21 protein-coding genes are annotated in these 22,546 nt (G+C 73.8%); 3 read left to right on the top strand and 18 right to left on the bottom strand.

Going from position 1 to position 22,546, the window contains the following annotated elements; all coding sequences use genetic code 11:
* Nucleotides 1-31: 31 nt before the first annotated feature.
* From ACIHAD_RS23575 to ACIHAD_RS23565, 3 genes are read right to left on the bottom strand one after another with little or no spacing between them, the layout of a single operon-like run.
* Entirely contained in the window at nt 32-1,033 is a 1,002-nt protein-coding gene (locus ACIHAD_RS23575) for a proline racemase family protein (RefSeq protein WP_397356733.1), read from the bottom strand.
* The gene (locus ACIHAD_RS23570; protein ID WP_397356732.1) at nt 1,030-1,935 is read right to left on the bottom strand and encodes a dihydrodipicolinate synthase family protein; all 906 of its coding nucleotides are present in this window, start codon (nt 1,933-1,935) and stop codon (nt 1,030-1,032) included. The genes ACIHAD_RS23575 and ACIHAD_RS23570 overlap by 4 nt, the downstream gene beginning before the upstream one ends.
* 60 nt (nt 1,936-1,995) lie before the next feature.
* Complete coding sequence (locus tag ACIHAD_RS23565) at nt 1,996-3,315, bottom strand: aminopeptidase P family protein (RefSeq protein WP_397356731.1); 1,320 nt, start codon at nt 3,313-3,315, stop codon at nt 1,996-1,998.
* A gap of 201 nt (nt 3,316-3,516) precedes the next feature.
* Between ACIHAD_RS23565 and ACIHAD_RS23560 the strand changes: the two genes are divergently transcribed.
* A complete protein-coding gene (locus tag ACIHAD_RS23560; protein WP_397356730.1) occupies nt 3,517-3,717 on the top strand; it encodes a hypothetical protein in 201 nt (66 codons plus the stop codon).
* Nucleotides 3,718-3,801: 84 nt separating this feature from the next.
* On the top strand, nt 3,802-4,929 hold the full coding sequence (locus ACIHAD_RS23555; RefSeq protein ID WP_397356729.1) for an acyltransferase family protein: 1,128 nt from the start codon (nt 3,802-3,804) through the stop codon (nt 4,927-4,929).
* 89 nt (nt 4,930-5,018) lie between these two features.
* On the opposite strand, the gene ACIHAD_RS23550 is transcribed toward ACIHAD_RS23555, so the two are convergent.
* The 3 genes from ACIHAD_RS23550 to ACIHAD_RS23540 are packed head-to-tail and all read right to left on the bottom strand — an operon-like array spanning nt 5,019 to nt 8,553.
* The gene (locus ACIHAD_RS23550) at nt 5,019-5,210 is read right to left on the bottom strand and encodes a hypothetical protein (protein ID WP_397356728.1); all 192 of its coding nucleotides are present in this window, start codon (nt 5,208-5,210) and stop codon (nt 5,019-5,021) included.
* 60 nt (nt 5,211-5,270) lie between these two features.
* Entirely contained in the window at nt 5,271-6,731 is a 1,461-nt protein-coding gene (locus ACIHAD_RS23545; RefSeq protein WP_397356727.1) for a hypothetical protein, read from the bottom strand.
* Entirely contained in the window at nt 6,715-8,553 is a 1,839-nt protein-coding gene (locus tag ACIHAD_RS23540; RefSeq protein ID WP_397356726.1) for a hypothetical protein, read from the bottom strand. The genes ACIHAD_RS23545 and ACIHAD_RS23540 overlap by 17 nt, the downstream gene beginning before the upstream one ends.
* A gap of 9 nt (nt 8,554-8,562) precedes the next feature.
* On the opposite strand from ACIHAD_RS23540, the gene ACIHAD_RS23535 reads away from it, so the two are divergent.
* Nucleotides 8,563-8,706 carry a hypothetical protein gene (locus ACIHAD_RS23535; RefSeq protein ID WP_397356725.1) on the top strand — a complete coding sequence of 48 codons (144 nt, stop codon included), beginning with the start codon at nt 8,563-8,565 and terminating at the stop codon, nt 8,704-8,706.
* A 40-nt stretch (nt 8,707-8,746) separates the two neighbouring features.
* Here the strand turns inward: ACIHAD_RS23535 and ACIHAD_RS23530 are convergent, their stop codons facing one another.
* The 12 genes from ACIHAD_RS23530 to ACIHAD_RS23475 are packed head-to-tail and all read right to left on the bottom strand — an operon-like array spanning nt 8,747 to nt 22,421.
* Nucleotides 8,747-10,003, bottom strand: a complete 1,257-nt coding sequence (locus tag ACIHAD_RS23530) for a phenylacetate--CoA ligase family protein (RefSeq protein WP_397356724.1) — start codon at nt 10,001-10,003, stop codon at nt 8,747-8,749.
* A 24-nt stretch (nt 10,004-10,027) separates the two neighbouring features.
* Nucleotides 10,028-11,350 carry an MFS transporter gene (locus ACIHAD_RS23525; protein ID WP_397356723.1) on the bottom strand — a complete coding sequence of 441 codons (1,323 nt, stop codon included), beginning with the start codon at nt 11,348-11,350 and terminating at the stop codon, nt 10,028-10,030.
* On the bottom strand, nt 11,347-11,745 hold the full coding sequence (paaI, locus tag ACIHAD_RS23520) for a hydroxyphenylacetyl-CoA thioesterase PaaI (RefSeq protein WP_397356722.1): 399 nt from the start codon (nt 11,743-11,745) through the stop codon (nt 11,347-11,349). The genes ACIHAD_RS23525 and paaI overlap by 4 nt, the downstream gene beginning before the upstream one ends.
* Nucleotides 11,742-12,593, bottom strand: coding sequence for an SDR family NAD(P)-dependent oxidoreductase (locus tag ACIHAD_RS23515; RefSeq protein WP_397356721.1), 852 nt, complete (start codon nt 12,591-12,593; stop codon nt 11,742-11,744). Before ACIHAD_RS23515 ends, paaI begins: the two co-directional genes overlap by 4 nt.
* The gene (locus ACIHAD_RS23510; protein WP_397356720.1) at nt 12,590-13,846 is read right to left on the bottom strand and encodes an MFS transporter; all 1,257 of its coding nucleotides are present in this window, start codon (nt 13,844-13,846) and stop codon (nt 12,590-12,592) included. Before ACIHAD_RS23510 ends, ACIHAD_RS23515 begins: the two co-directional genes overlap by 4 nt.
* Before the next feature lie 2 nt (nt 13,847-13,848).
* A complete protein-coding gene (locus ACIHAD_RS23505) occupies nt 13,849-15,078 on the bottom strand; it encodes an AMP-binding protein (protein ID WP_397356719.1) in 1,230 nt (409 codons plus the stop codon).
* Nucleotides 15,079-15,083: 5 nt separating this feature from the next.
* A complete protein-coding gene (locus tag ACIHAD_RS23500; RefSeq protein ID WP_397356718.1) occupies nt 15,084-16,082 on the bottom strand; it encodes a RimK family alpha-L-glutamate ligase in 999 nt (332 codons plus the stop codon).
* Complete coding sequence (locus ACIHAD_RS23495) at nt 16,079-17,572, bottom strand: KamA family radical SAM protein (protein WP_397356717.1); 1,494 nt, start codon at nt 17,570-17,572, stop codon at nt 16,079-16,081. Before ACIHAD_RS23495 ends, ACIHAD_RS23500 begins: the two co-directional genes overlap by 4 nt.
* A complete protein-coding gene (locus tag ACIHAD_RS23490; protein WP_397356716.1) occupies nt 17,569-19,266 on the bottom strand; it encodes a class I adenylate-forming enzyme family protein in 1,698 nt (565 codons plus the stop codon). The genes ACIHAD_RS23495 and ACIHAD_RS23490 overlap by 4 nt, the downstream gene beginning before the upstream one ends.
* Nucleotides 19,259-20,587 carry a flavin monoamine oxidase family protein gene (locus ACIHAD_RS23485; protein WP_397356715.1) on the bottom strand — a complete coding sequence of 443 codons (1,329 nt, stop codon included), beginning with the start codon at nt 20,585-20,587 and terminating at the stop codon, nt 19,259-19,261. The genes ACIHAD_RS23490 and ACIHAD_RS23485 overlap by 8 nt, the downstream gene beginning before the upstream one ends.
* Nucleotides 20,584-20,802, bottom strand: coding sequence for a phosphopantetheine-binding protein (locus ACIHAD_RS23480; protein ID WP_352324385.1), 219 nt, complete (start codon nt 20,800-20,802; stop codon nt 20,584-20,586). Before ACIHAD_RS23480 ends, ACIHAD_RS23485 begins: the two co-directional genes overlap by 4 nt.
* A 14-nt stretch (nt 20,803-20,816) precedes the next feature.
* Complete coding sequence (locus ACIHAD_RS23475; protein WP_397356714.1) at nt 20,817-22,421, bottom strand: AMP-binding protein; 1,605 nt, start codon at nt 22,419-22,421, stop codon at nt 20,817-20,819.
* Between the last annotated feature and the right edge of the window lie 125 nt (nt 22,422-22,546).

Here is a 22,546-nt window from a genome sequence, read left to right as displayed (position 1 = left end):
TTCGCGCCGCCCGCCCGCGGGCCGGGCCGGCTCACAGCAGGAACCCCGCCGGGAACGGGTCGGTCGGGTCGAGGTGGAACTGCGAGGTGCCGGTGACCCAGGCGCGGCCGGTGATCGAGGGCAGCACGGCGGGCAGCGGGCCGACCGTGGTCTCGCCGAGCAGCCGCCCGGTGAAGCGGGTTCCGATGAACGACTCGTTGACGAAGTCGTCCCCGAGGGCCAGCTCGCCGCGGGCGTGGAACTGGGCCATGCGGGCGCTGGTGCCGGTGCCGCACGGCGAGCGGTCGAACCAGCCGGGGTGGATGGCCATGGCGTGCCTGGACAGCTCGGCCGTCGAGCCGGGGGCGGCCAGGTAGACGTGGTGGCAGCCGTTGATGTCGGGCCGTTCGGGGTGGACCGGGCGGTCGTGCTCGTTCACGGCGTCCATGATCGCCAGCCCGGCGGTCAGCAGGTCGCCGGCACGGGCCCGGTCGAAGGGCAGCCCCAGGTCGGCGAGCTGGACGAAGGCGTAGAAGTTCCCGCCGAAGGCCAGGTCGTAGCCGATCTCCCCGAAGCCGGGCACCTCGACCTTGCGGTCCAGCGCGTACGCGAAGGAGGGCACGTTCTGGATGGTCACCGAGGTCGCCGCGCCGTCCTCGACCGCCACGGACGCCACCACGAGCCCGGCGGGCGTGTCGAGCCGGATCGTGGTGACCGGCTCGACCACGGGCACCATCCCGGTCTCCACCAGGACGGTCGCCACCCCGATCGTGCCGTGGCCGCACATCGGCAGCAGCCCGGAGACCTCGATGAACAGCACGCCGTAGTCGGCGTCCGGCCGGGTCGGCGGCTGGAGGATCGCCCCGCTCATGGCGGCGTGGCCGCGCGGCTCGTACATCAGCAGCGTGCGGACGTCGTCGCTGTTCTCCATGAACCACAGCCGGCGCTCGGCCATGGTCGCCCCCGGGATCGTGCCGACGCCGCCGACGATCACGCGGGTGGGCATGCCCTCGGTGTGGGAGTCGACGGCGTGGAAGGTGCGGCGGGATCTCACTTGTAGCCCTTTTCCAGGACGGCCTCGGTGTCGGCGGTGATGCGGGCGACCAGCTCGGGCGCGAGCGGCAGGCGCGGCGGACGGCAGGCGCCGCCCTTGCGCCCGGCCAGGTCCATGGACAGCTTGATCGACTGCACGAACTCGGGCTTGGAGTCCCAGCGCAGCAGCGGGTGCAGGTCGCGGTAGACGCGCAGCGCCTCGGGCAGGTCGGCGGGGTCGCCCGAGGTTGCCAGCCGGTACAGGCGGACCGTGGACTGCGGGATCATGTTCGGGTACCCGGCGATCCAGCCGACGGCCCCGGCCAGGCCCAGCTCCAGCAGCACGTCGTCGGCCCCGATGAGCAGGTCCAGCTCCGGCGCCAGCTCGGCGATCTCGTACGCCCTGCGCACGTCCCCGGTGAACTCCTTGACGCCGACGATCAGGCCCTCGTGGAACAGCTCGGCCAGCAGGGCGGGGGTCAGGTCCACCTTGGTGTCGAACGGGTTGTTGTAGGCCACGACCGGCAGCCCGGCCTTGGCGACCTCCCGGTAGTGGGCGACGACGGCCTCGCGCGGGGCCCGGTAGGCGTTCGGCGGCAGCAGCAGCACGGACGTGGCCCCCGCCTCGGCCGCCTGGTCGGCCCAGCGGCGGGCCTCCATGGCGCCGTACGCGGCCACGCCCGGCATGACGCCGAACCCGGCCGGCGCGGCCTGGACGGCCGTCTCGACGACGCGGGCCCGCTCCTCCGGCGTGAGCGTCTGGTACTCGCCCAGCGAACCGTTGGGCGTCACACCGTCACAGCCGCCCTCGGCCAGGAACCGGACGTGCTCGGCGAACCCGTCGTAGTCCACGGAGAGGTCGTCGTCGAAGGGCAGGGCCGTCGCGACGTGGATGCCGCGCCACGGTGTGGCGGAGGTGGTCATGCTGAGGTCTCCTCACATGGGGATTTTCGAGATTATGCGGTGCGATGTCACAGGTGCTACCTACCCGGCGGCCATCCACTTCTCCAGGCCGTCGGCGTCCAGGGGCAGCGCGGCCGACAGCACGTCGGCGCCCTGCTCGGTGACCAGCAGGTCGTCCTCGATCCGGACGCCGATCCCGCGCAGCTCCGGCGGGACGGTGAGGTCGTGCGCGTGGAAGTACAGGCCGGGCTCGACGGTGAGCACCATGCCGGGGGCCATGACGGCGTCCTGGTAGGACTCCTGGCTCGCCCGGCCGCAGTCGTGCACGTCCAGGCCCAGGTGGTGGCCGACGCCGCAGACCAGGTAGCGGCGGTGGTGCTGCCCGGTGTCGGACAGCGCCTCGTCCACCGAGACCGGCAGCAGGCCCCAGTCGGCCAGGCCGTGCGCGACGACCTCCATGGCGGCGTGGTGGAAGTCGCTGAAGCGGCGGCCGGGGGCGACCGCGGCGAGCGCGGCGCGGTGGGCCCGTTCGACCAGGTCGTGCACCTGCCGCTGGGCCGGGGTGAAGTGGCCGGAGGCGGGGAAGGTGCGGGTGACGTCGGCGGTGTAGCAGCTCGCCGCCTCGACGCCGAGGTCGAGCAGGAGCAGCTCGCCGGGGAGCACCGGGCCGTCGCAGCGCACCCAGTGCAGCGTGGGGGCGTGCGGGCCGCTGCCGACGATGGAGGGATAGCCGGGGCCGTTGCCGTACGCGCGGGCGTACCGGTCGAAGGTGCCCTGGAGCCACCGCTCGCCGCGTCCGGCGACGGCTGCGGGGATCTCGCCGACGACGGCGGCGAACCCCTCGACGGTACGGTCCACCGCCTCGCGGAGCTGCCCGACCTCCCAGTCGTCCTTGTACATGCGCAGCTCGGCGAGGGCCCGGCGGGCCTCCTGGTCCTCGGTGACCTCGGCGCTCAGCTCGGCCAGCGGCCGGACCCGGACGCCCAGCGCCTTCGCCCAGTCCTCAAGGCCGGGCGCGGCGCCCACCCACAGCTCGCCGTACCTGGAGTCGGTGAAGAACGCCGGATCGCCGGGGACGGCCGGCGGCGGCAGGTAGAGGGTGGCCTCGGCGCCCTCCAGCACGACGACGGCGTTCTCGATCTGGCAGCCGGTCAGCCAGACGAAGTCGCTGCCGGCCCGGAAGTCGTAGGCCATGTCGTTGCTGCGGATCGGGGCCTGCCCCGCGGCCAGCACGACGGTCCGGCCGGGCAGCGCCTCGGCCAGCCTGGCCCGGTGGGCGGCGGCGGCCTCGGCCGCGCCGGGCACGACGGGCGGCGTGCGGTCGGGGGTGCCCCAGCCGGTGTTCATGTACGCGGCGAAAGCGGGGATCTCGGACAGCCTCGGGGGCCTGCCGTCACGCACCGTGATCTCTCCTCCCATCGGGCTCAGTAATGTGTGGCATTGCACTGAACACTAGGACGGCGAGAAGCCGCCGCCAAGAGGTGACCGGAAAAATCCGCATTTCGTGACAAACGCTCGGCTACTCTTCGGGAGCCACGCGATCAACGTGCACACGGAGCCCGCAGCGGGACAAGGGCGGCGGGACGAGAGACGGGAAGAACGATGACCTCTTGGATCCTCATCGTCGTCGGCGTGCTGCTGGCCCTGGTCGGCGGGCTGTGGGCGCTCCAGGGGCTCGGCGTGGTGGGCGGCAGCGTGATGAGCGGCGACACCACCTGGGCGGTCATCGGGCCGGTGGTGCTCCTGGTGGGCGTCGCCGTCGTGGTGATCGGCCTGCGCCTGCGGCGTTCGCCGTCCCGCTGACACGGCGGGCGGCCCGCCCGCGAAGGGATGCGGGGGCGGTCCGCTCGCGGAGGGTTCTGTCGCAAATGGCCTAGAATCCGACAGATGTCCCCCGCCTCCGCCCGGCTGGCCTGGCTGGACGCCCTGCGGGGACCGGCCGCGCTGGCCGTCACCGCGCACCACGCGGGCTGGTCCTTCGTCCCCGCCGCGTGGGCGGTCGTGGACCGCAGGATCGACCTCGGCACGTGGGGCGTGTTCGTGTTCTTCCTGGTCAGCGGCTACATCATCCCGGCCTCCCTGGAACGGCGCGGCGACCTGCGCGCCTTCTGGACCGGCCGGGCCTTCCGCCTCCTGCCGCTGCTGCTCGCCGCTCTCGGCCTGGCCCTCCTGCTCGGCCTGGCGGGCCTGCTCCCCCTCGACCCCCGTCTCGGCGAACGTCCCGCGCCCCTGGTCGTGCTCGGCAACCTGACGATGTTGCAGGAGCTGCTCAACCTGCCGCCCGTCGTCGGCGTGACCTGGACGCTCTCGTACGAGATGGCGTTCTACCTGATCAGCGTGGGGCTGTTCGCGACCGGCCAGGCCCACAGGTCGGCGGGGATCGCCGTCGTCCTGGCGGCGCTGGCGGTGCCGGCGGGGCTGCTGCTGCCGGGGGCGTCGATCAACGGCGGGGCCGACCTGGCCGCCGCGCTGCTCGCCCTCGCGGTCGTCGCGGCGATCGCGGTCACCGTCCTCGGGCGCGGCCGGGCCCGTACGGCGGCCGCCGTGGCGGGCGGGCTGCTCGGGCTGGCGCTGGTGGTCCTGGGCAGCCGGGCCGGCACCTGGCAGGGCGTGATCATCCTGGCCGCGATGTTCGCCGGGACCGCCGTGCACCGGGCCGAGCAGGGCACGATCTCCTGGCGGGCCGCCGGGCTCGCCTCGCTGGCGGTGGTGGCCTGCGGGATCCCCGCCAAGGACGACCCGGGCTGGGCGCCCGCGCTCGTACTCGCGTTCGCCGTGTTCGGGCTGGGGCTGGCGTTGCGCGACAGGGCCTTCCCGCGGGTGCTGACCCGGCTCGGCGTGATCAGCTTCTCCGTCTACCTGCTGCATCCCCTGCTGCTGCGCCTGCTGCCGAACCTGGCGCTGTACTACCTGGTCCTGATTCCGCTGTGCCTGGTGACGTACCACGTGATCGAGGCCCCGGCCCAGCGGCTCGGCCGGCGGCCGACCGGGCCGCGCGCCCCCGTCCAGAAGTAGGGACCGACGCCGCGGGCGGGCACCCCCCAGCCCCCGCCCGCGCGTCCGGTGCCGCGAGCGGGTCCCGCTCGCGGAGGTGGCCGCCGTCGTCAGGCGACCACGAGCGACTGCGCCCTGAACTCCCTTCCGGCCACGATCTCGGAGACGAACCCGTCGGGTCCGACGGGACGGTCGCCGATCAGCGTGACCCGGTGCAGCGTGCGCGGCACGTCGAGGTGGTCGAGGTCGGACGGGGCGAGGTGGGCGGTGGCCCGGTTGCCCCAGAAGGCGAGGCTCTTCACGCCTCTGATCCTGCGCGCAATTTCCCACAAAAGCAATAGGTAATACATGAAAGTCGGGACTCAGCTCCTGCCGGGGCCGCCGTCCGTCACCGTGACCCGTCCCGAGTACGCCGAGGTGCCGTCCGGGTTGAGCTGGAGGATCGGGATCTCCTTGGTCTGGCGGGCGCCGCCCTCGACGATCCTGATCGGGCCGCTGGCGCCCTCCACCGCCACCGTGCCGCTGGTCAGCATGTTCGCCATGTCCTGCGGCGAGGGCACGTCCGGCTCCCGGGCGAACGCCTTGGCCGTCTCCAGGGCCACGAACATGGCGTCGTGGTGCATGATCGCCATGCCGTCGTCGAGGCTCTCGTGCGGGAACAGGCGCCCGAAGCCGTCGGGGTCGTCGCCGGCGAACCTGGCCCGGATCGCCGGGAGCACGCCACCGCCGGGCTGGGCGAGGCTCGCCGGGTGGGCCAGGGCCGTGTAGAAGAGCCGGATCCTGGTGTCCCCCCACATGCTCAGGTCGACCTTGCGGTTCATCTCGCTGGCGTCGTCGCCGGTGATCACGGTGATGCCCGGCCGGACGCACCGGTCGCGCTGGCTGAGCGCCTGCATCAGCGCGGGGAGCTGCTCGCTGCGCCCGGCGTACAGGACGGTGTTCGCGCCGGAGTTGCAGACCCGCTCGGCGATGACGTCGAGCACGGTGCCGGAGAACTTGGTGGAGGAGTCGAACGACAGCTCCATCACGCGTTCCCGGCCGGCCAGCGAGCCGGTGTAGAACCGGGCCAGGGTCTTGACGTAGCTGTCCACCGGGTTGAGGTCCTTGATCACGACCGCCTTGAGCACGGGGTTCACCTTCCTGGCGTGCACCACCCCGGCCTGGGCCTGCTCGCTGTTCAGCGCCGCGACGCGGGCCAGCCCGCGGAAGCCGGTGAGCTCGTCGGAGGTGATGACCGCCGAGACCATCGCGTACCCGCTCCCGCTCAGGCTCGCCACCGTCCCCCGGGTCGCGCCGGTGCTGGCGCCCAGCCCGGTCACGGCCACGATGCGCTCGTCCGCGGTCCTGGCCCTGATCGCCTCGACCGTCGGCCGCCAGTCGTCCGGCCCGTCGCTGCCGACCAGCACCCGCACGTACGGCGGCGAGAACGGCTGCCGGTTGCGCCACACCTGCGCCAGGTGGACGCCCTCCAGGCCGTGCCTGATGCTCTCCCTGTTCAGGGCGATGTCGGTGAGGGAGCCGGTCATCGGGAACATCGCCACGACGGTGACGTACTCGCCCGGGTGGTTCTTCTCCACCTCGGCGTTCTCGGCGGCGATGCGGCTCATGACCGGGGCCAGGTCGGGGCCGAAGGCGCCGCTCTCGTCGGTGAGCCTCGACGTCCTGACGTAGAGCCCGAGGGCGACGACGACCGCCACCACCAGCACCCCCGCCAGCGCCCTGCGCAGCAGGACGCGGTTGCGGCGGCCCGCCACCCACCTCGCACCGACCTCCGCCGGGGCCGGTTCGCCCGCCCTGCCGGGGTCGTCACCGTCGTCGATCATACCTGTCGGCCTCCCGTAACAAGATCGCCGGACTGGTGGCGGACCTCCCGGCCAGGTCCCGCAACCCGCGCGCGACCTGCTCGGCCCGGCTCCCCGACGGGTCGAGCAGCGGGTCGAGCCAGAACCAGCGGTCCACGACCAGGGTCCTGACCACGACGAGCCAGTCCCCGCGCTCGTGCGGGACGGCGGTCGCCACCAGGGAGTCGTACAGCTCGTCCAGGGGCGTGGCCAGCGGCAGCCGGTTGGGGGCCGTGGTCACCTCGTTGAAGCCGGCGAGCCATTCCGGCAGGCGGCTGTGGCCGTCCTCGCGCACGTCGAGCCGGTCGAAGAGCCGGTGCAGACGGCCGGCCACGTGGGTCAGGTGGCCCCCGGGATCGTCCGGGCCGACGAGGGCCAGGCGGTGGTGCAGGCTGCGCGTGTTCTCCTCGCCGTCCGGGCCGAGGTGGAAACGTTCCAGGTCGCGGTGCACGTCGTCCCAGCGGCCGGTGACGGCGAGCCGGTGCAGCAGCAGCCGCCGCAGCCACGGGTGGATGACGGTGACCTGCGGGCCGCGCGCCCCTTCGTAGCGGCCGTGCGGGTCCCGTTCCCCCGGACGGCGGGTCAGCCAGAGCAGGTCGGCCAGCTCGTTGCGCAGGTTCGGCGCCCGGCCGGCCCGCTTGAGCAGGGCGCTCTCGGCGTCGTCCACGTTCCTGGCCGCCGCCCAGTCGGTGAGCTCGTCCAGGTGGGCCAGGTGCAGCCGGTCGGGCCAGCGCAACAGGTCCTCGCGGCACACGACGGCGCGGAAGGCGTCGTCGTCCTGGGCCGTGGCGGCGAGCCTGCCGAGGCGCCGGGTCACGGCCGGATGGCCGCCGGTCAGCTCCTGGACGGCCGAGGCGTAGAGGCGCGACCTGTCGGCCGGCAGCGGCGGCATCAGCACCGGGTACCACCACGGCTGCTCCCGCGCGTCGTAGCCGTCCCGCCAGTCCCGGTAGCCCGCCTCGGCGAGCGTGGGCGGGCAGGCGGCGCCGGGGACGACCGTGCCGGGACGCGCCCACGAGCCGCCCATGGGCAGCCACTCCTTCGACTCCGCCACCACCAGCAGCGGGTCGGCGCCCTTGGCCGGGCCGAGCGCCTTGAGCAGCGCGCGGCCCGCCGCGGTCTCGGCCCCCTCCAGCAGCAGCAGGCAACTCCGGGCGTGGCGGTGGCTCTTGGACCAGGAGTCGACGAGGTCGGCGACGAGGGCCCGGCACAGGATCGCCCCGGCGGACCCGGACGGTTCTCCGCCGTGGCCGTCCCGCCGCCTGGCCAGGTCGATCACGTTGCCGTTGGCCATCTGGGCGGCCAGCCACGTCCGGCCCTTGTCGTTGAGCAGCCTGACCACGCGGCGGCGCTGGCCCCGCGCGGCGTACTGGAGCACCGAGGTGAGCGCGGCCAGCGGCTCGGCCCCCGGGATGCGGCCGAGCAGGTCGCGCAGCAGGGCCAGCGCGTCGGACAGGCGCTCGGGGTGGTCGCCGGCCACCAGGTCGTCCAGTTCGCCGGCCAGCTCGTTGTCGGAGCGGTCCCGCGGGTCCAGGGCGAGCACGTGCAGCGCGAAGACCACCCGGGGCAGCCTGACGCTGGAGCTCTCCATCAGGTCGTGGGCGATGCGCTCGACGGTCTTGACCACCGGCGCGTCGCGCAGCCCCGGCAGCCTGAAGTCCACCCGCACCCGGGGGGACTCCGGCCTGGTGACGCTCCTCCAGACGCGGGTGAGGCACACCTCCCGGTCGGTGCCGTCCGGGCCGAGCAGCACGATGACCGGGAGCCGGTCGCCGCTCCCGAGCGGAAGGCATTCCTTCGTCACCAGGCGAAGGTGAGCGTCGTCGAACGAATCCGCCATTGGCGCAACCTGCCGGGTCGTCGTCAGCTGGTGCGTACCGGAATGAGCATCGCCCCGCGGACGCTCGTTCCCATCATAGAAACGAAAGCCTTGGACGAGGCGGAAGAATCCACATGAATCCGGAGCCTCCGGCCGGGGCCGGAGGCTCCGGCGGGGGTCAGGGGTGCGGGCGTTCGTCCACCACCTGCAACACCTTCCCGGTACGCGGGTGCGTCACCAGCTCCGACGGCCGCACCCATTCGACGGCCAGCGGGTGCACCAGCCCCTCGGCCACGGATTTCGGGTAGAGCGGCTTGGCGGCGTACACGGCGTCCACGAGCCGCTGGGTCAGGCCGGGCGGCGGCTCCTGCGTGCAGGCCAGCCGGAGCAGCAGGCCGTCCTTGCCGTCCCAGCGGCGCTGGACCATCTGCATCGCCGACATCGCCCGGTCGGGGTCGGCGGCGACGAGCACGGCCCGGACGGCCTCGCTGGACATCGCCACCGTCTCCACCCTGGCCCCCTCGGACGTCCGGCCGACCAGCCGGAACGCCCGGCACCCGGCGTCGGTCCACTCCCCCAGGTCGCCGACCGGGTAGCGGATGACCGGCATCAGCGTCCTGAACAGGTTGGTGACGACGACCCGCCCGCGCACGCCCGGCGTGCTGATCGGCTCGCTTGTCACCTCGTCGAGCAGCTCCACCAGCGTGCGGTCGGGGAACGCCTCGTGCACCCGCACGTCCGCGCCCGCCACCGGGCCGCCGATCAGCCCGGCGTCCACCGAGGCGTAGCCGAGCGAGGCGATCGCCGCGCCGGGGAAGGCCTTGGCGAGCTGGGGACGCAGGTCGTCGAAGAGCAGGTCGCCGGCGAACAGCAGCAGCTCCACGGTGTCCGCGCCGCGCCCGCGCGCGATCACCGCCTCGGCCACCTTGCCGAGCTTCATCGGCGGCCCCGCCAGCACGTGCACGCCGAACAGCTCGATCAGGTCGGCGATGTAGCCGTCCCCGGCGTGGCAGGCGATGGGCAGGCGCACGTTCTCCACGGGGGCGTTGTGCAGGGCGTGCTCGATGTAGAGGAAGCCGCCGTACATCTCGCCGGCGGAGAACAGGTTCGCCACCCGGTGGCCGGGCCGCAGGCCCGCCTTCACCATGCCGGCGCCGAACGCGGTGACCGAGTCGGCGTGCTCGGAACGCGTCCACGGGGAGAACTTGGGCGACCCGGTGGTGCCGCCGGAGGCGTAGACGCCGGCGTCGGTCAGAGGGCCGGTCAGCAGCCGGTTGTCGGGGTAGGTGTTGGCGGCCCAGAAGGCGTCCTGGTCGATGATCGGCAGCGCGGTGAGGTCGTCCACGCCGTCGGGCAGGTCGCGGTAGATCTCGGCGTAGAACGGCGAGTGCCGCCGGGCGAAGTCGATCAGGTCACGCAGGGACTTGGCGGGCATGTGTCACTCCTTGGTCGTCGATGCTCAGATCCGGCTGTGGGCCAGGCTGGGGACCCGCGCCAGCACCCGGCGGCGGTAGAACCACCAATTGGTGGCCAGAAAGACGGCGTAGGCGCCGATGAACACCTGGAGGGCGGGCGCGACGGAACCGGACCCGGCCAGCGAGACGGCGAAGCCGCGCGGGATGAGGAAGCCGCCGAACGCGCCGATCGCCGAGGCGATGCCGATGGCCGCCGCGGCCTCCCGCCTCGCCCGCAGCCGCACGTCCGCCGACCCGTGCCGGGCCTGCGCGGTGAAGATGGCCGGGATCATCCGGTACGTGGACCCGTTCCCCGCCCCCGAGGCGACGAACAGCAGCAGGAACGCGCCCAGGAAGAGCGGGAAGCTGTGCCGTCCGAGCGCGGCCAGCGCGACCACGGCCCCGGCGGCCATGGCGGCGAACGACCACGAGGTGACCCTGGCCCCGCCGTGCCGGTCGGCCAGCCAGCCACCGACCGGCCGCGCCAGCGACCCGGCCAGCGGCCCGACGAAGGCCAGGTACGGCGAGGCGGACTGCGCGAACACCGACTTGGCGACCAGCGGGAACGCCGCCGAGTATCCGATGAACGAGCCGAAGGTGCCGATGTAGAGGAAGGACATGACCCAGGTGTGCGGACGCAGGAACGCCCTGCCCTGGGTGCCGAAGCCGGTCCTGGCCACGGCCAGGTTGTCCATGAACAGGTACGCGCACAGCGCGGCGGCCACGACGAGCGGCAGCCACACCAGCCCGGCGTACGCCAGGCCGCCCACCGCCACCAGCGGGATCATCAGTTGCACGACCGCCACGCCGAGGTTCCCCCCGGCCGCGTTCACGCCCAGCGCGAACCCCTTGCGCCGCTCCGGGTAGAAGTAGGAGACGTTGGCCATGGAGGAGGCGAAGTTGCCGCCGCCGAGCCCGGCCGTGGCCGCGGCGGCCAGGAACATCCAGTAGGGCCTGGCCGGATCGGTGACCAGCCATGCCAGCAGCCCCGTCGGCGCCAGGAGCAGCAGGGCGCTGGCCACGTTCCAGTTGCGCCCGCCGAAGGCCGAGACCGCGAAGGTGTAGGGCAGCCGCAGCGTGCTGCCGACCAGGTTCGGCACCGCGACCAGCCAGAAGAGCTGGTCGACGGTGAACGGGAAGCCCGCCTTCGGCAGCAGGACGACGACGGCGCTCCACAGCAGCCACACCGCGAAGCCGAGATGTTCCACGAAGATGGAGAAGATCAGGTTCCTGGTGGCGACGCGGCGTCCGACGGCCGCCCAGAAGCCCGGGTCCTCGGGTTCCCAGTGCTCGATCCAGCGCCCGGTGCGTCGGTTGTGTCCGGTCATGGGGCTTTCCCTTCGTCGGTGGGCCGGCCGGCGACCACGACGCCGTGGCCGCGGAACTCGGCGACGATCTCACCGGCCGGGCGGCGTACGGTGACGTCGTAGACGCCGTGCCGGCCGTGCCTGGCCCGTTCGGTGGCCTCGGCGACCAGCACGTCGCCCGCCGCGGCCGGTCGCAGGAACGTGACCTGGGCGCTGTGGGCCAGCATGACCGGGCCGCGGCTGTTGCAGGCGTGGTCGAAGGCGGCGTCGGCCAGCAGGAACAGGTAGCCGCCGTGGGCGACGCCGTGCCCGTTCACCATGTCCTCGGTGACGCGCATGCGCAGCCGGGCCCGGCCGGCGGCCGCCTCCTCCAGGGCGATGCCGAGCGCCCGGCAGGCCGGGTCGGGGCCGGTCACGGCGCGGCTCCGATCCAGGTCCTGGCCATGGTCCGGACGGCCGAGCCGTCGGGGTCGGCGAGCTTGCGGGCCACGTACTCCGACACCCACGGGCTGGTCGGGATGCGGAAGGGCGGGTCGTCGGCGGTCAGCGCGCCCACGACCACGTCGGCCACCTGCCAGGAGGACTGGCCGGCGCCCTCCCAGCCGGGGCCGCACACCCAGTCGAGGTAGGCGTCGAACGTCGGGGCGTACGGGCCGGAGGCGGCCCGGATCGTCTTCCTATTGATGTCCGGAAAAATCCCGAACTGGGTGTCGGAGACGAAGCCGGGCACCACCACGCTCACCCGTACGCCGTGCTCGGCCGCGACCGGCGCCAGGCTCTCCATGAACCCCTCCACCGCCGCCTTCGCCGCCGCGTACGCCTCGTTGAACGGCTGGCCCACGACGCCGTGCACGCTGCCGATCGTCACCAGACGGCCTCGGGCGGCCCGCAGCAGCGGCATCGCGACCCGGCTGACCTCGACGACGCCGAAGAAGTTGACCTCGAAGTTGGCGCGCAGCGCCTCCGGCGTGGACATCTCCATCGTGGGGTCGAAGTTCGACACGCCCGCGTTGTTGACCAGCGCGTCCAGCCCGCCGTACGTCTCGCGCACACCCCGCACGCACGCCCGCGCCGAGGCGGGGTCGGTGACGTCGAGGCGGCGGACGTCCAGGGTGACGCCGGCCCGGTCGGCCGCCGCGCGCAGGTCGCCGTCCCGGCCGGGGTCGCGCATGGTGGCCACCACCGTCAGCCCGGCCCGCGCGGCGGCGACCGCGGTGGCCAGCCCGATCCCCGACGAGGTCCCCGTGATCAGCACTGTCGTCATGACGTGCTCCCCGCCAGGTGCGCCCGCGGCTCGGCCCGGTCCATCAGCGCCTGGATCCCCGAGGCGGGCAGGAACGAGAACGCGGCCAGCAGCGTGCCGCCGGCCATGACCGCCTGCGCCGCGCCGAGCACGCCCAGCGCGGGCGTCAGCAGGGTGACCGCCGACCCGCCCGCGAGCGCGGCCAGCGGGATCACCCCCCAGGTCGCCGTGCGGAACGCGGCGTGCATCACGCCCTGGTTCCCGGCGGCCATCCGCGACTGCCGGATCGGCGCGCTGCACACGTTGATGCACGACATGAAGAAGCCGTAGCAGCCGAACGTCACGCCGATCACCGGCGCGGCGGGCAGCGCGGGCGCGGCCAGCACGCCGAGGCCGACCAGGCAGTGCAGCAGGAGCGCCCAGGCCATGGTCCGGCCGAGGCCGAGCCGGTCGCTGATCCTCGGGGCGACCAGCGCGCCGAGCACCGCGCCGACGGCCGCCGCCGACATCGCCGCGCCGAACACGCCCACCGAGACGCCGAGCCCCTGGTAGGCCAGCACCGGCAGGACCGTGACGAAGATCGGCCCGCCCGAGTTGAGCACCACCGCGGCCAGCACCACCCGGCGCAGCACCGGGTCGGCCCAGTTCAGCCGGAACCCGAGCATGAGCCGCGAGCGCACCGGCACCCGCTCCCCGGTCGTGACGCCCCACGGCTTCATGGCCCGCAGGCACGCCGCCGAGACCAGGTAGCTGGCCGCGTCCACGAGCAGCGAGGCCACGCCGAGCAGGTGGTAGAGGCCGGCCGCGATCGACGGCCCGGCCACCTCCGACACCGTGCTGCTGCCCTCCAGCCGCGAGTACGCCCGCACCAGCCGGTCCTGCGGCACGGTCGTGGGCACGGCGACGAGGTAGCCGATGTTGAAGAAGATGGTCGCACCGCTGATCAGCACCACGCACACGAACAGCACGGGCGTCGAGAGCACCCCGCACCAGTACGCGACCGGCATGGCCCCCACCGCCACCAGCCGGACGAGGTCGCACACGACCATGGTCAGCCGCTTGTCCCACCGGTCCACGAGCACCCCGGCGATCGGCCCCAGCAGCGGGATGCCCAGGTACTGGGCCATGGCCACGATGCCGACCTCCAGCGCGGAGGCGTGCAGCACGAAGATCATCAGCGTCGGGACGACGAACACGGTGATCCGGTCGCCGAGCAGGCTCACCGTCTGGCCGCTCCAGTAGAGGCCGAACTGCCTGCCGAGCGACCCCGGCATCCTCACTGCTCCTCCCGGACGACGAAGGAGGAGGTCTTGCCGGTGCGGTCGTTGCCGATCAGCGCGTCCACCGTCCGCACGCGGAAGGAGCCCGGGTCGTGCTGGAAGGCCGTGCTGAGGGTGAAGGTGGCGGCCAGGAGGTCGCGGCGCAGCCGTTCGGGCAGGTCGGGCGGGGTGCCGGGGCTGGTCAGCAGCAGCACGTCCACGCCGGAGACCCGGCCGTGCCGCTCGGTGACCAGGACCTGGGCCCGCAGCACGCCGGGCTCGCGCTCGGCCTGGGCGACGACGTCGTCCACGTGCAGGCCGAGGCCGCGTACCTGGACGACCGAGTCGCGGCGGCCCAGGATGCGCAGCGCCCTGCCGTCCCGGCCGCACGGGCAGGCGACGAAGCGGCCGGCGTCGCCGGTGCGGTAGCGCAGCACCGGGTTGAGCATGTCGGGGTCGAGCGTGGTGAAGTCCAGCAGGTCGTCGGCGTCGCTGTGGACGAGCTGGTCGGGCAGCGGGTGGAAGACGTCGGCCGGGCAGTCCGGGGTGTTGGTGGCGGCGACCCAGGTCTCGGTGCTGCCGAACATGCCCCAGCGGCGGGCGTCCGGGGCGACCTCGGCCAGGTCCTCGTCGAGCTGCGGATGCCACGCCTCGCCCAGCCAGAGCACCTTGCGCAGGGCGGGCAGGCGCAGGCCGGCCGCCCGCGCGTGGGCGAACCACAGCCGCAGCACGCTGGGCGTGCCGCCGAACGCGGTCACCTTCCGGTCGGCGAAGAAGCCGAGCCAGTCGCCGTACTCCTCCTTGCCGACCGAGCCCAGGGCGATGACCCGGCAACCGGACAGGTCGGCGAAGGCGGCGGCCAGGAAGTGGGCGCCCCACATGCGGCCGGCGCCCCAGGCGTTGACGAAGACGTCGTCCGGCTCCAGGGGCCGCCACTCGCGGTGCACGCCCTCCATGTAGAAGCCGGTGGGGGCGTAGCCGACCTTGGGCGCGCCGGTGCTGCCACCGCTCTGGAAGAGCCAGGTCGCGCCCTGTCCGGCCTTGGGCTCCAGGTGCGCGAGCGCGACGTTGAGGTCGTCCTTGACCAGCGGGGGCAGGGCGGCCAGGTCGTCCAGTGTGAGCACCTTCTCGTGGCCCTCGTAGCGCGGCGCGAGCGCGGGCACGCTCCTCAGCCGCTCCAGCGAGCGCCTCGGGACGCGCAGGCGCGGCTCGGCCGCGTCGGGCGTCAGCGAGAACGATTCGGTCATGGGGGTCACCAGCTCTCGGGTTCGTGCGGGAGGTGTTCTTTGAGGAAGCGGGCGTGGCCGTCGCGGTAGGCCGTCCAGCGGGCGCGGGTGACGTCGCGCTGGAGGGTACGGGCGGGATCGCCCAGATCGGGGGCGATCACGCCGTCGGGCTCCAGCTCGGAGAACCAGTAGCGCTCGCCGTCGTGGAGGAAGTCGACGCAGAAGAACGGGATGGGCACCCGCTCGTAGAAGTACGCCGTGGCCGCCGCCAGCTCGGGCGGTACGGGCGGGAACTCCATCGTGCCGCCCCTGCTGGCGTTGGCGACCGGCGAGCCCGGCTCGGGGATGCGCTTCATGACCGCGTACGGCTCGCCGTCCACGACGTAGACGCGGTAGTCCACGGTGCCGTCGCCCAGGTAGGGCTGGACCACCAGCGTGGTGTCGCCGCCCTGGGCGAGGCTGGCCAGGCCGCGCAGCTCCTCGGAGTCGCGGGCCAGGTTCACCCCGCCGCCGCCGCACCAGCCGGCGGGCTTGACCAGGGCGGGGTAGGTGAGGCCGGCGATCGCGGCCTCGTACAGGTGCTTGCCGGTGTCCCGGCCGGTGCCGATGCGCAGGGTCGGGATCGGCGGTACGGGCGAGTCGCGCAGCCGCAGGACCGTGGCCAGCTTGTCGTTGGCCACCGGCGACAGGGACGGCGGGAACGGCAGGTAGAAGCCGGCCTCCTCCAGCACGGCGTAGAGCGCGTACTGGTTGAAGACGTCCATGGACTGGTAGGGCAGGGAGTACAGGGCGGTGATGAAGAGCGTGTCCTCGGGGGTGACCGGCTCGTCGTCCACGTAGACGCGGGGGTTGCCGGGCTCCAGCGCGTCCACGGTGACCGAGTCCGGGGAGTTCCTGGTCCAGCGCAGGCCGAGCTCGGCGGCGACCTCCTCGTACAGGTCCCAGAAGAACGGGTGCCACATCGCGGCGCCCCGGGTGGACTCCCGGTCGGGGAAGATCCAGCACATACGGCGCAACGGGGTCATGACTCTCCCTTCTGGCTCGCCCACCAGCGGCGGCCGGGCTCGGGCAGGGTGTCGATCGGGTCGTAGAAGGGGAAGCGGCGCTCCGGGCCGGGCGGCTCCAGCCCGATCCCGTGATTCCTGGTCCAGTACGAGACGCCGCGTTCCCGGTCGTAGGCGGCGGCCTGGTGCACCCAGCGCTTGCCGACGTAGGGCACGTCGCACACGATCCGGGGCGTGGCGTAGCCGGGCAGGTGGCCCATGATGGCCTCCTGGAGGTGCCGCGCCTGGTGGAGCGGGGTGCGCCAGTGCTCGGCGTTGGGGATCAGGTCGCAGACGTAGAAGTAGTAGGGCAGGATCCCGGCCTCGCCGTGCAGGGCGAAGCACAGGTCGAGCAGGTCGTGCGGGGTGGCGTTCACGCCGCGCATGAGCACGCCCTGGTTGCGCACGTCCCGCACGCCGGCCGCCAGCAGGGCCCCGGCCGCCTCGGCGACCAGCGGCGTCACCGAGCGCGCGTGGTTGGCGTGGGTGTGCACGGCCAGGTTCACCCCGCGGGCGCGGGCGACCGCGGCCACCCGGCCCACGCCCTCGACCACGGACGGCTGGAGCCAGTGCTGTGGCAGTCCGACCAGCGCCTTGGTGGCCAGCCGGATGTCGCGTACGGACTCCAGCTCCAGCAGCCGCAGCAGGAACGCCTCCAGCCGCGGCCACGGCATGTTGGCCAGGTCGCCGCCGGAGACCACCACGTCCCGGACGGCGGGCGTGCGCTTGAGGTAGTCCAGCATCAGCTCCTGCCGGTCCACCGGCCTGAGCGTGAGCCTGGCCTTGACGACCTGCGGGGTGGACGTGCCGACCAGGTCCATCCGGGTGCAGTGTCCGCAGTACTGCGGGCACGTGGCCAGCAGCTCGGCCAGCACCTTCGTCGGGTAGCGGTGGGTCAGGCCCTCCACCGCCCACATCTCGGCCTCGTGCAGCGAGTCGCGCTGGGCCCGGGGATGGCTGGGCCAGACGGGGTGCCGGTCGGAGGCGACCGGCACCAGGTAGCGGCGGACCGGGTTGGCCAGGAACGCCGCCGTGAACGCGGCCGGGTCGTCCGTCTCGTCCGGGGCCATGACGTTGAGGAGCTGGGGCGTGACCAGCATGGACATGGTGGCGTACCGGGCGTGGTCGGCGGCCAGGTCGGCGAGGAGGGCGTCCTGGAGCAGGTCGCCGGTCACGGCGCTGAGCTGCGCCGCGTTCCGCACGCAGTGGGCGCGCTGCCACTGGGCGTCGCGCCACTGCGCCTCGGTGACCCCGCGCCACCCCGGCAGCCGCCGCCAGTCCGGCTCGACGAGCGCCCGCCGCGCGTACACGTAGGGCCGGGCGGCGTCGGACCGGGCCGTCCCTGGGTCGGCGGCGTCGGACCGGGCGGTTCCGGGCCCCGCGGCGTCGGACCGGGCGGTTCCGGTGTCGGCTGAGTGGGCGGATCCGGTGGCGGCGGCGGGGTGGCGAGGGGTGTCGTCGTGCGGGCTCATCCGGCGAACAGCGCCGCGTGCCGGGTGCGGAGCTCGCGCTTGAGCACCTTGCCTGTGGGGCCGAGCGGGTAGTCCTGCTCGGTACGCGCCAGGACCACGGCGGCCAGCGTGGCCAGGCCCGCGTCGGTCAGCGCCTTGTTGGCCTTCTCCCTGACCTCCTCGGCGGTGACGGCGGCGGCCTCGGCCTGCGGCCGTACGACGGCGATCGGCACCTGCCCCTCGGGCCCCGGCACGCCGACGACCGAGCAGTCCTGGACGAGGTCCGCGCAGTCGGCGATCAGGACCTCCTCGACGGGCAGGCTGTAGACCGGCCCCGCCGCGGTGTCGATCACGTCCACGGTGCGGTCGAGGTGGTAGAAGTTGCCCTCGGCGTCCCGGCGGGCGACGTCGCCGGTGAGCCAGTAGCCGTTGAGCTCGAAGCTGCCGGTCAGCCTCTGGTCGTTCCAGTAGCCGGGGGTGCGCGACGGGGTGATCACGCCCAGCAGGCCGACCTCGCCGTCGGGCAGCTCCCGGCCGTTCTCGTCGAGCACGGCGGCCTTGGTCACCGCGTCCTGGGGCTTGCCGACGCAGCGGTCGGAGCGCGGCGTCTCGGGCGAGGTGACCTGGCCGAACAGCGCCATGCCCATCTCCGAGGAGCCGAGCCCGTCCACGAACTGGGAGCCGGGCAGCGGCTCGCCGGCGGCCTCGCCGCGCGGCAGCAGCCACGACCTGATCAGCCCCGCCGGCCGCTCGCCGAGCTGGACGAGCCGCCGGATGTGGCCGTAATGGGCGCTGTCGCCGGTGTTGAACCAGGAGTGCACCCTGGCCGCGCCGCTGACCGGCAGCTCGCCGGTGGCCAGCTCCACGAACGTGCGCGGGAAGGAGGCCACCATCGTCGGCCGGAACGCCTCCATCACCGGCTCCACCCCGGCGCGCCGCCAGTCCGACATGATCACGGTCGGCAGCCCGAGCAGGACCGCGGTGAGGAAGTAGCTGAGCCCGCCCGCGTGCGTGTGCGGCATGAGCGACATCAGCCGGTCGTACGGCTCCGCCGGGAAACGCACCATCCGGAGCTGTTTGCCGTCCCAGAAGCTGCGATGCCCGAGGATGGTGGACTTGGGGGTGCCGGTGGTGCCCGAGGAGTGGATGAGCGCCACAACGTCGTCCGGCTCGTGCCGGTACGGGTACTGCTCCGGCAGGCCGCCCGACGCCGCGTCGTGGGCCCGCACCTCGGCGGCCAGGGCGAGGAACCGGGGCCGGGCGCGCGGCGTGTTGCGGTAGGCGAGCTGCAGCCGGGTCGTGTCGTCGGCGACGACGCCCACCACGCCGACGTGCTCCAGGTAGCCGGCCATGACGTCGGCCCGCATGGCGTCGTTGACCATCGCCGGAATGGCGCCGAGCGCGGTGAGCGCCAGGAAGTGCAGCAACGGCTCCAGCCCCTCGGCGACGACGACGCCCACGGGCTCGCCGGGACGCACGCCGTTGGCGTGGTACCAGGTGGCGTACCGGTCGCGCAGGGCCGCGAGGTCGGTCAGGCTGTGGCCGCGTAGCACGACCTGGCCGCGGTGGTCGGTGTGGTGGCTGTGGACGAAGGGGACCGACCGGTTGGGGTTGGCCGCGAGCGCGTGGTCGAGGAAGTTGCCCGCGCCGAGGCCGGGCTCGGTCATGAAGCCCTGCCGTACGGCAAGGGGGGCGATCGGGGTGCGGTCAGTCATGGATGTCCCTCCACGTCGCGTTGATCTCCGCGGCCACCCGGTGTCCTGAGCGGATGGCGCCTTCCATCAGGCCGAAGAACTCGGTGCTCGTCTCGGTGCCGGCCCAGTGCACCCGCTGGTGGGGGGTGGTCAGCCGCGGGCCGAGCCGCAGCCAGTCGCCCGGCCCGAACAGCGCCGCGTAGCAGCCCCGGCTGTAGTCCGCGCCGAGCCAGTCGGTCACGTGGCAGGCGTCGGGGGCCGGCAGCCCGGGGAACAGCCGCGCGACCTGGGCCCGCGCCCGCCCGGCCTGCTCGTGCGGGGGCAGCGCGGCGAACGCCTTGGCCTGCGCGCCGGTCACGAACCCGGTCAGCACGCCCGCCGAGCCGCCCGCGGGCGAGTCGTCCACGGTGGACAGCAGGGGGCCGTCCGCGCTGACCGACCATCCCGACAGGCCCTGCTCGCGCCAGAGCGGCGCGGGGTAGACCAGGTGCACCTTCACCGCGCAGCCGGGCGCCGTACGGGGGCCCGACCGCGGCGCGGGCAGGCCCGGCCGGAAGTCCACGGCGTCGGCGAGCGACGGCGGCACGGCGACCACCACCGCGTCCGCCCTGGTGAAGCCGGTGGCGGTGACGACGTCCACGCCGGACGCGTCCTGGTGGACGGCGCTCACCGGCTCGCCGAGGCGCACCCGGTCGCCGAGCCGGGCGGCCAGGCGCAGGCACACCTGGTGGGCGCCGCCGTCGACGCGGTCCTCCTGCGCGCCGCCCGCGAAGGCGTTCAGGTAGCGCAGCCCGCCGCCCGAGCGCAGGTAGAAGGCCAGGTGCAAGACGGACACGTCCGCCGGGTCCGCGGCCATCATCTCGCCGGCGAACAGCGGGAAGAACAGCCGCGCGTCCGGATGCGTCAGGTGCCGCGCGGCCCAGTCCGCCGCCGTGGTGGCATCCAGGCGGGCGGCGTCCGGGGTCAGCCAGGGGGCGTCGGGACGGACGGCGGCGGCCAGCTCCTCCAGCGCGTCGAACAGGCCGCCCAGCGCGACCGCCGACAGGGGCGGGAACCGGCCGGTGACGGGCTCGCCGCCGAGCGCGAACCTGGCCGCGCCGCCGACGGTGGCCGGGGTGGTCTTCAGGTCCAGCTCGGCCAGCAGGGCCGTCAGCGCGGTGTGCCGCTCCCCCAGGTACGCCGCGCCCGCGTCGGCCCAGCCGCCGGGGGCGACCTCGATGCCGTGCGTACGGCCGCCGACGCGGTCCCTGGCCTCGATCACGGTGACCTCGGCGCCGGACGCGGCCAGGTCGGCGGCGGCGGTGAGCCCCGCGAGGCCCGCTCCCACGACGACGACCCTCATGCCAGGCTCGCGATCTTCTTGGCCAGCGCGGCCGGGGTGGGCGCGTCGAGGAAGTCGTCGAAGTCCAGCTCGGCGCCGCAGTCGCGGGCGATCGCGCTCAGGACGCGGGTGGCGAGCAGCGAATCCCCACCCAAGACGAAAAAGTCGGAATCATCCGTTATTTCGGGGTTTTCCAGTACCCGCCGGAAGATGTCAGAGACGGCGGTGACGTCCACGTACATGATCTCCTTCAGTTGGTGGCGTAGCGCCGATGTGAACCGGCGCGATCGACCTTTCCGCTGGTGGTGTAGGCGAGTTCGGGCACGACGGTGATCCGGCTGGGCACGAGGTGGCACGGCACCCGGTCCCGCAGGTAGTCCCGCACCTCGGCGGCCAGCCCGTGCTCGGTGTCCCGGCCGTGCTCGGTGTCCCGGCCGGGCCGTGGGCGGGGCACGACGTATGCGGCGAGGGTGGTGTGATCGGCGACCGTGACGCCCGCCACCGCCACCGCGCCCACGCCCGGATGGCCGGCGATGTGCGCCTCGACCTCGGCCGGGTCCACCCGGATGCCCCGGATCTTGAGCTCGTGGTCGAGCCGCCCCTCGTGGACGAGCGCCCCTCCCCTGGTCACGGTCACCCGGTCCCCGGTGCGGAAGAACCGCCCGGCCCCCGGCTCGGGGGTGACGAAGCGGGCGTCGGTCGCCTCGGGCAGGCCCAGGTAACCCAGCGCCAGGGCCGGCCCGCCGACCAGCAGCTCCCCCTCCTCGCTCACCCGCTGCACGACATGCGGAAGCGCCCACCCGATCGGCACCCGCTCCCCCGCCGCCGTGCCGCGCGCCTCCGCCGACGCCCGCTCCCCCGCCGCCGTACCATGCGGCTCCGCCGGAGCCCGTTCCCCCGCCTCCCCCGGCTCCCCGGTCGCCAGGGGGCCGTGCAGGTCGATGGCGTGGGTGATGAGGGTGGTCTCCGTGCAGCCGTAGGTGTTGAGCAGGCGGACGCCGCCGGTGTCCAGGGCCCGCCAGTCCGTCAGGCGCGGCGGGCTCACGGCCTCCCCGCCGATGATCACCAGCCGGACGCACGGAGGCAGCGCGGCCCGTTCGTCCGCCAGGTGCCGTACCAGCTCGTGCCAGAACGCCGTGGGCAGGTCCAGCACGGTGACCCGCTCGTCGGCGACCGCGCGCAGCATCCGGCGGAACGAACCCGAGTGCACGCCGTCGTGGAAGACCAGCGCCGCCCCGCCGGTCAGCGCGGGCAGGATCTCCTCCAGGCAGGTGTCCCAGTTCAGCGAGGCGAACTGGAGCACCCGGTCGGCGGGGGTGATCCCGAACAGCTCGCGCAGCGCCCCGGTCACGACGGAGATCGCCCGCCTGGGCGTCACCACGGGCTTGGGCGCGCCGGTCGAGCCGGAGGTGAACAGGATGTACGCGGGCGCGTCCGCCCCGACGGCCGCGAGCTCGTCCACCGGTCCGTCGCCCGGCTCTCCGCGATCGGGCGGCTCGATCACCCGCACGCCGTCCGGGGCCCACGTGCCGGGCCCGGTCGCGATCAGCGTGCGGCAGCCGGCCGCCGCCATCATCGCCTCCCGGCGGGCCCGCGGGTGCGCCGGGTCGACGGGGACGTACGCGCCGCCCGCCGCGAGCGTGCCGAGCAGCGCGGCCACGGTCCCCGGCGTGCGGGACGTCAGCACGCCCACCGCCCCGGGATCGGGCCCCAGCCGCCGGGCCGTCGCGCGGACCCGGGCGGCCAGCTCGGCGTAGGTGAGGGTGCGGCCGGCGTGGACCAGGGCCGGACGGTCCGGGTGGCGCTCGGCCGTCCGGGCGAATCCCCGGAGGACGTCGTGGTGCGGTTCGGACAACGCTGCCTCTTCCCCGGGGTGACGTGACGACGCCGGCTCCGCGCCCGCGCGTCTGTCAGCCCGTGTCAAGCGAATGTGGGGCGAACCAAGCGAGATCGCGTTCAGAGTGCAGCAGGCCGCTGCAC

Origin of the sequence: Nonomuraea sp. NPDC052265, from assembly GCF_044547985.1 — a bacterium.
Lineage (GTDB): Bacteria > Actinomycetota > Actinomycetes > Streptosporangiales > Streptosporangiaceae > Nonomuraea.
The sequence above is the reverse complement of the archived record's forward strand: the minus strand, read 5'-3'. Positions and strand labels throughout refer to the sequence as shown.

Excerpts from the sequence above, each read along its gene's own strand:
- ACIHAD_RS23510 (WP_397356720.1), bottom strand. The coding sequence starts at position 13,846 with ATGCCGGGGTCGCTCGGCAGGCAGTTCGGCCTCTACTGGAGCGGCCAG.
- ACIHAD_RS23500 (WP_397356718.1), bottom strand. The coding sequence starts at position 16,082 with ATGACCCCGTTGCGCCGTATGTGCTGGATCTTCCCCGACCGGGAGTCC.
- ACIHAD_RS23555 (WP_397356729.1), top strand. The coding sequence starts at position 3,802 with ATGTCCCCCGCCTCCGCCCGGCTGGCCTGGCTGGACGCCCTGCGGGGA.
- ACIHAD_RS23515 (WP_397356721.1), bottom strand. The coding sequence starts at position 12,593 with ATGACGACAGTGCTGATCACGGGGACCTCGTCGGGGATCGGGCTGGCC.
- ACIHAD_RS23560 (WP_397356730.1), top strand. The coding sequence starts at position 3,517 with ATGACCTCTTGGATCCTCATCGTCGTCGGCGTGCTGCTGGCCCTGGTC.
- ACIHAD_RS23525 (WP_397356723.1), bottom strand. The coding sequence starts at position 11,350 with ATGACCGGACACAACCGACGCACCGGGCGCTGGATCGAGCACTGGGAA.
- ACIHAD_RS23485 (WP_397356715.1), bottom strand. The coding sequence starts at position 20,587 with ATGAGGGTCGTCGTCGTGGGAGCGGGCCTCGCGGGGCTCACCGCCGCC.
- ACIHAD_RS23495 (WP_397356717.1), bottom strand. The coding sequence starts at position 17,572 with ATGAGCCCGCACGACGACACCCCTCGCCACCCCGCCGCCGCCACCGGA.
- ACIHAD_RS23505 (WP_397356719.1), bottom strand. The coding sequence starts at position 15,078 with ATGACCGAATCGTTCTCGCTGACGCCCGACGCGGCCGAGCCGCGCCTG.
- ACIHAD_RS23530 (WP_397356724.1), bottom strand. The coding sequence starts at position 10,003 with ATGCCCGCCAAGTCCCTGCGTGACCTGATCGACTTCGCCCGGCGGCAC.
- ACIHAD_RS23545 (WP_397356727.1), bottom strand. The coding sequence starts at position 6,731 with ATGATCGACGACGGTGACGACCCCGGCAGGGCGGGCGAACCGGCCCCG.
- ACIHAD_RS23570 (WP_397356732.1), bottom strand. The coding sequence starts at position 1,935 with ATGACCACCTCCGCCACACCGTGGCGCGGCATCCACGTCGCGACGGCC.
- ACIHAD_RS23490 (WP_397356716.1), bottom strand. The coding sequence starts at position 19,266 with ATGACTGACCGCACCCCGATCGCCCCCCTTGCCGTACGGCAGGGCTTC.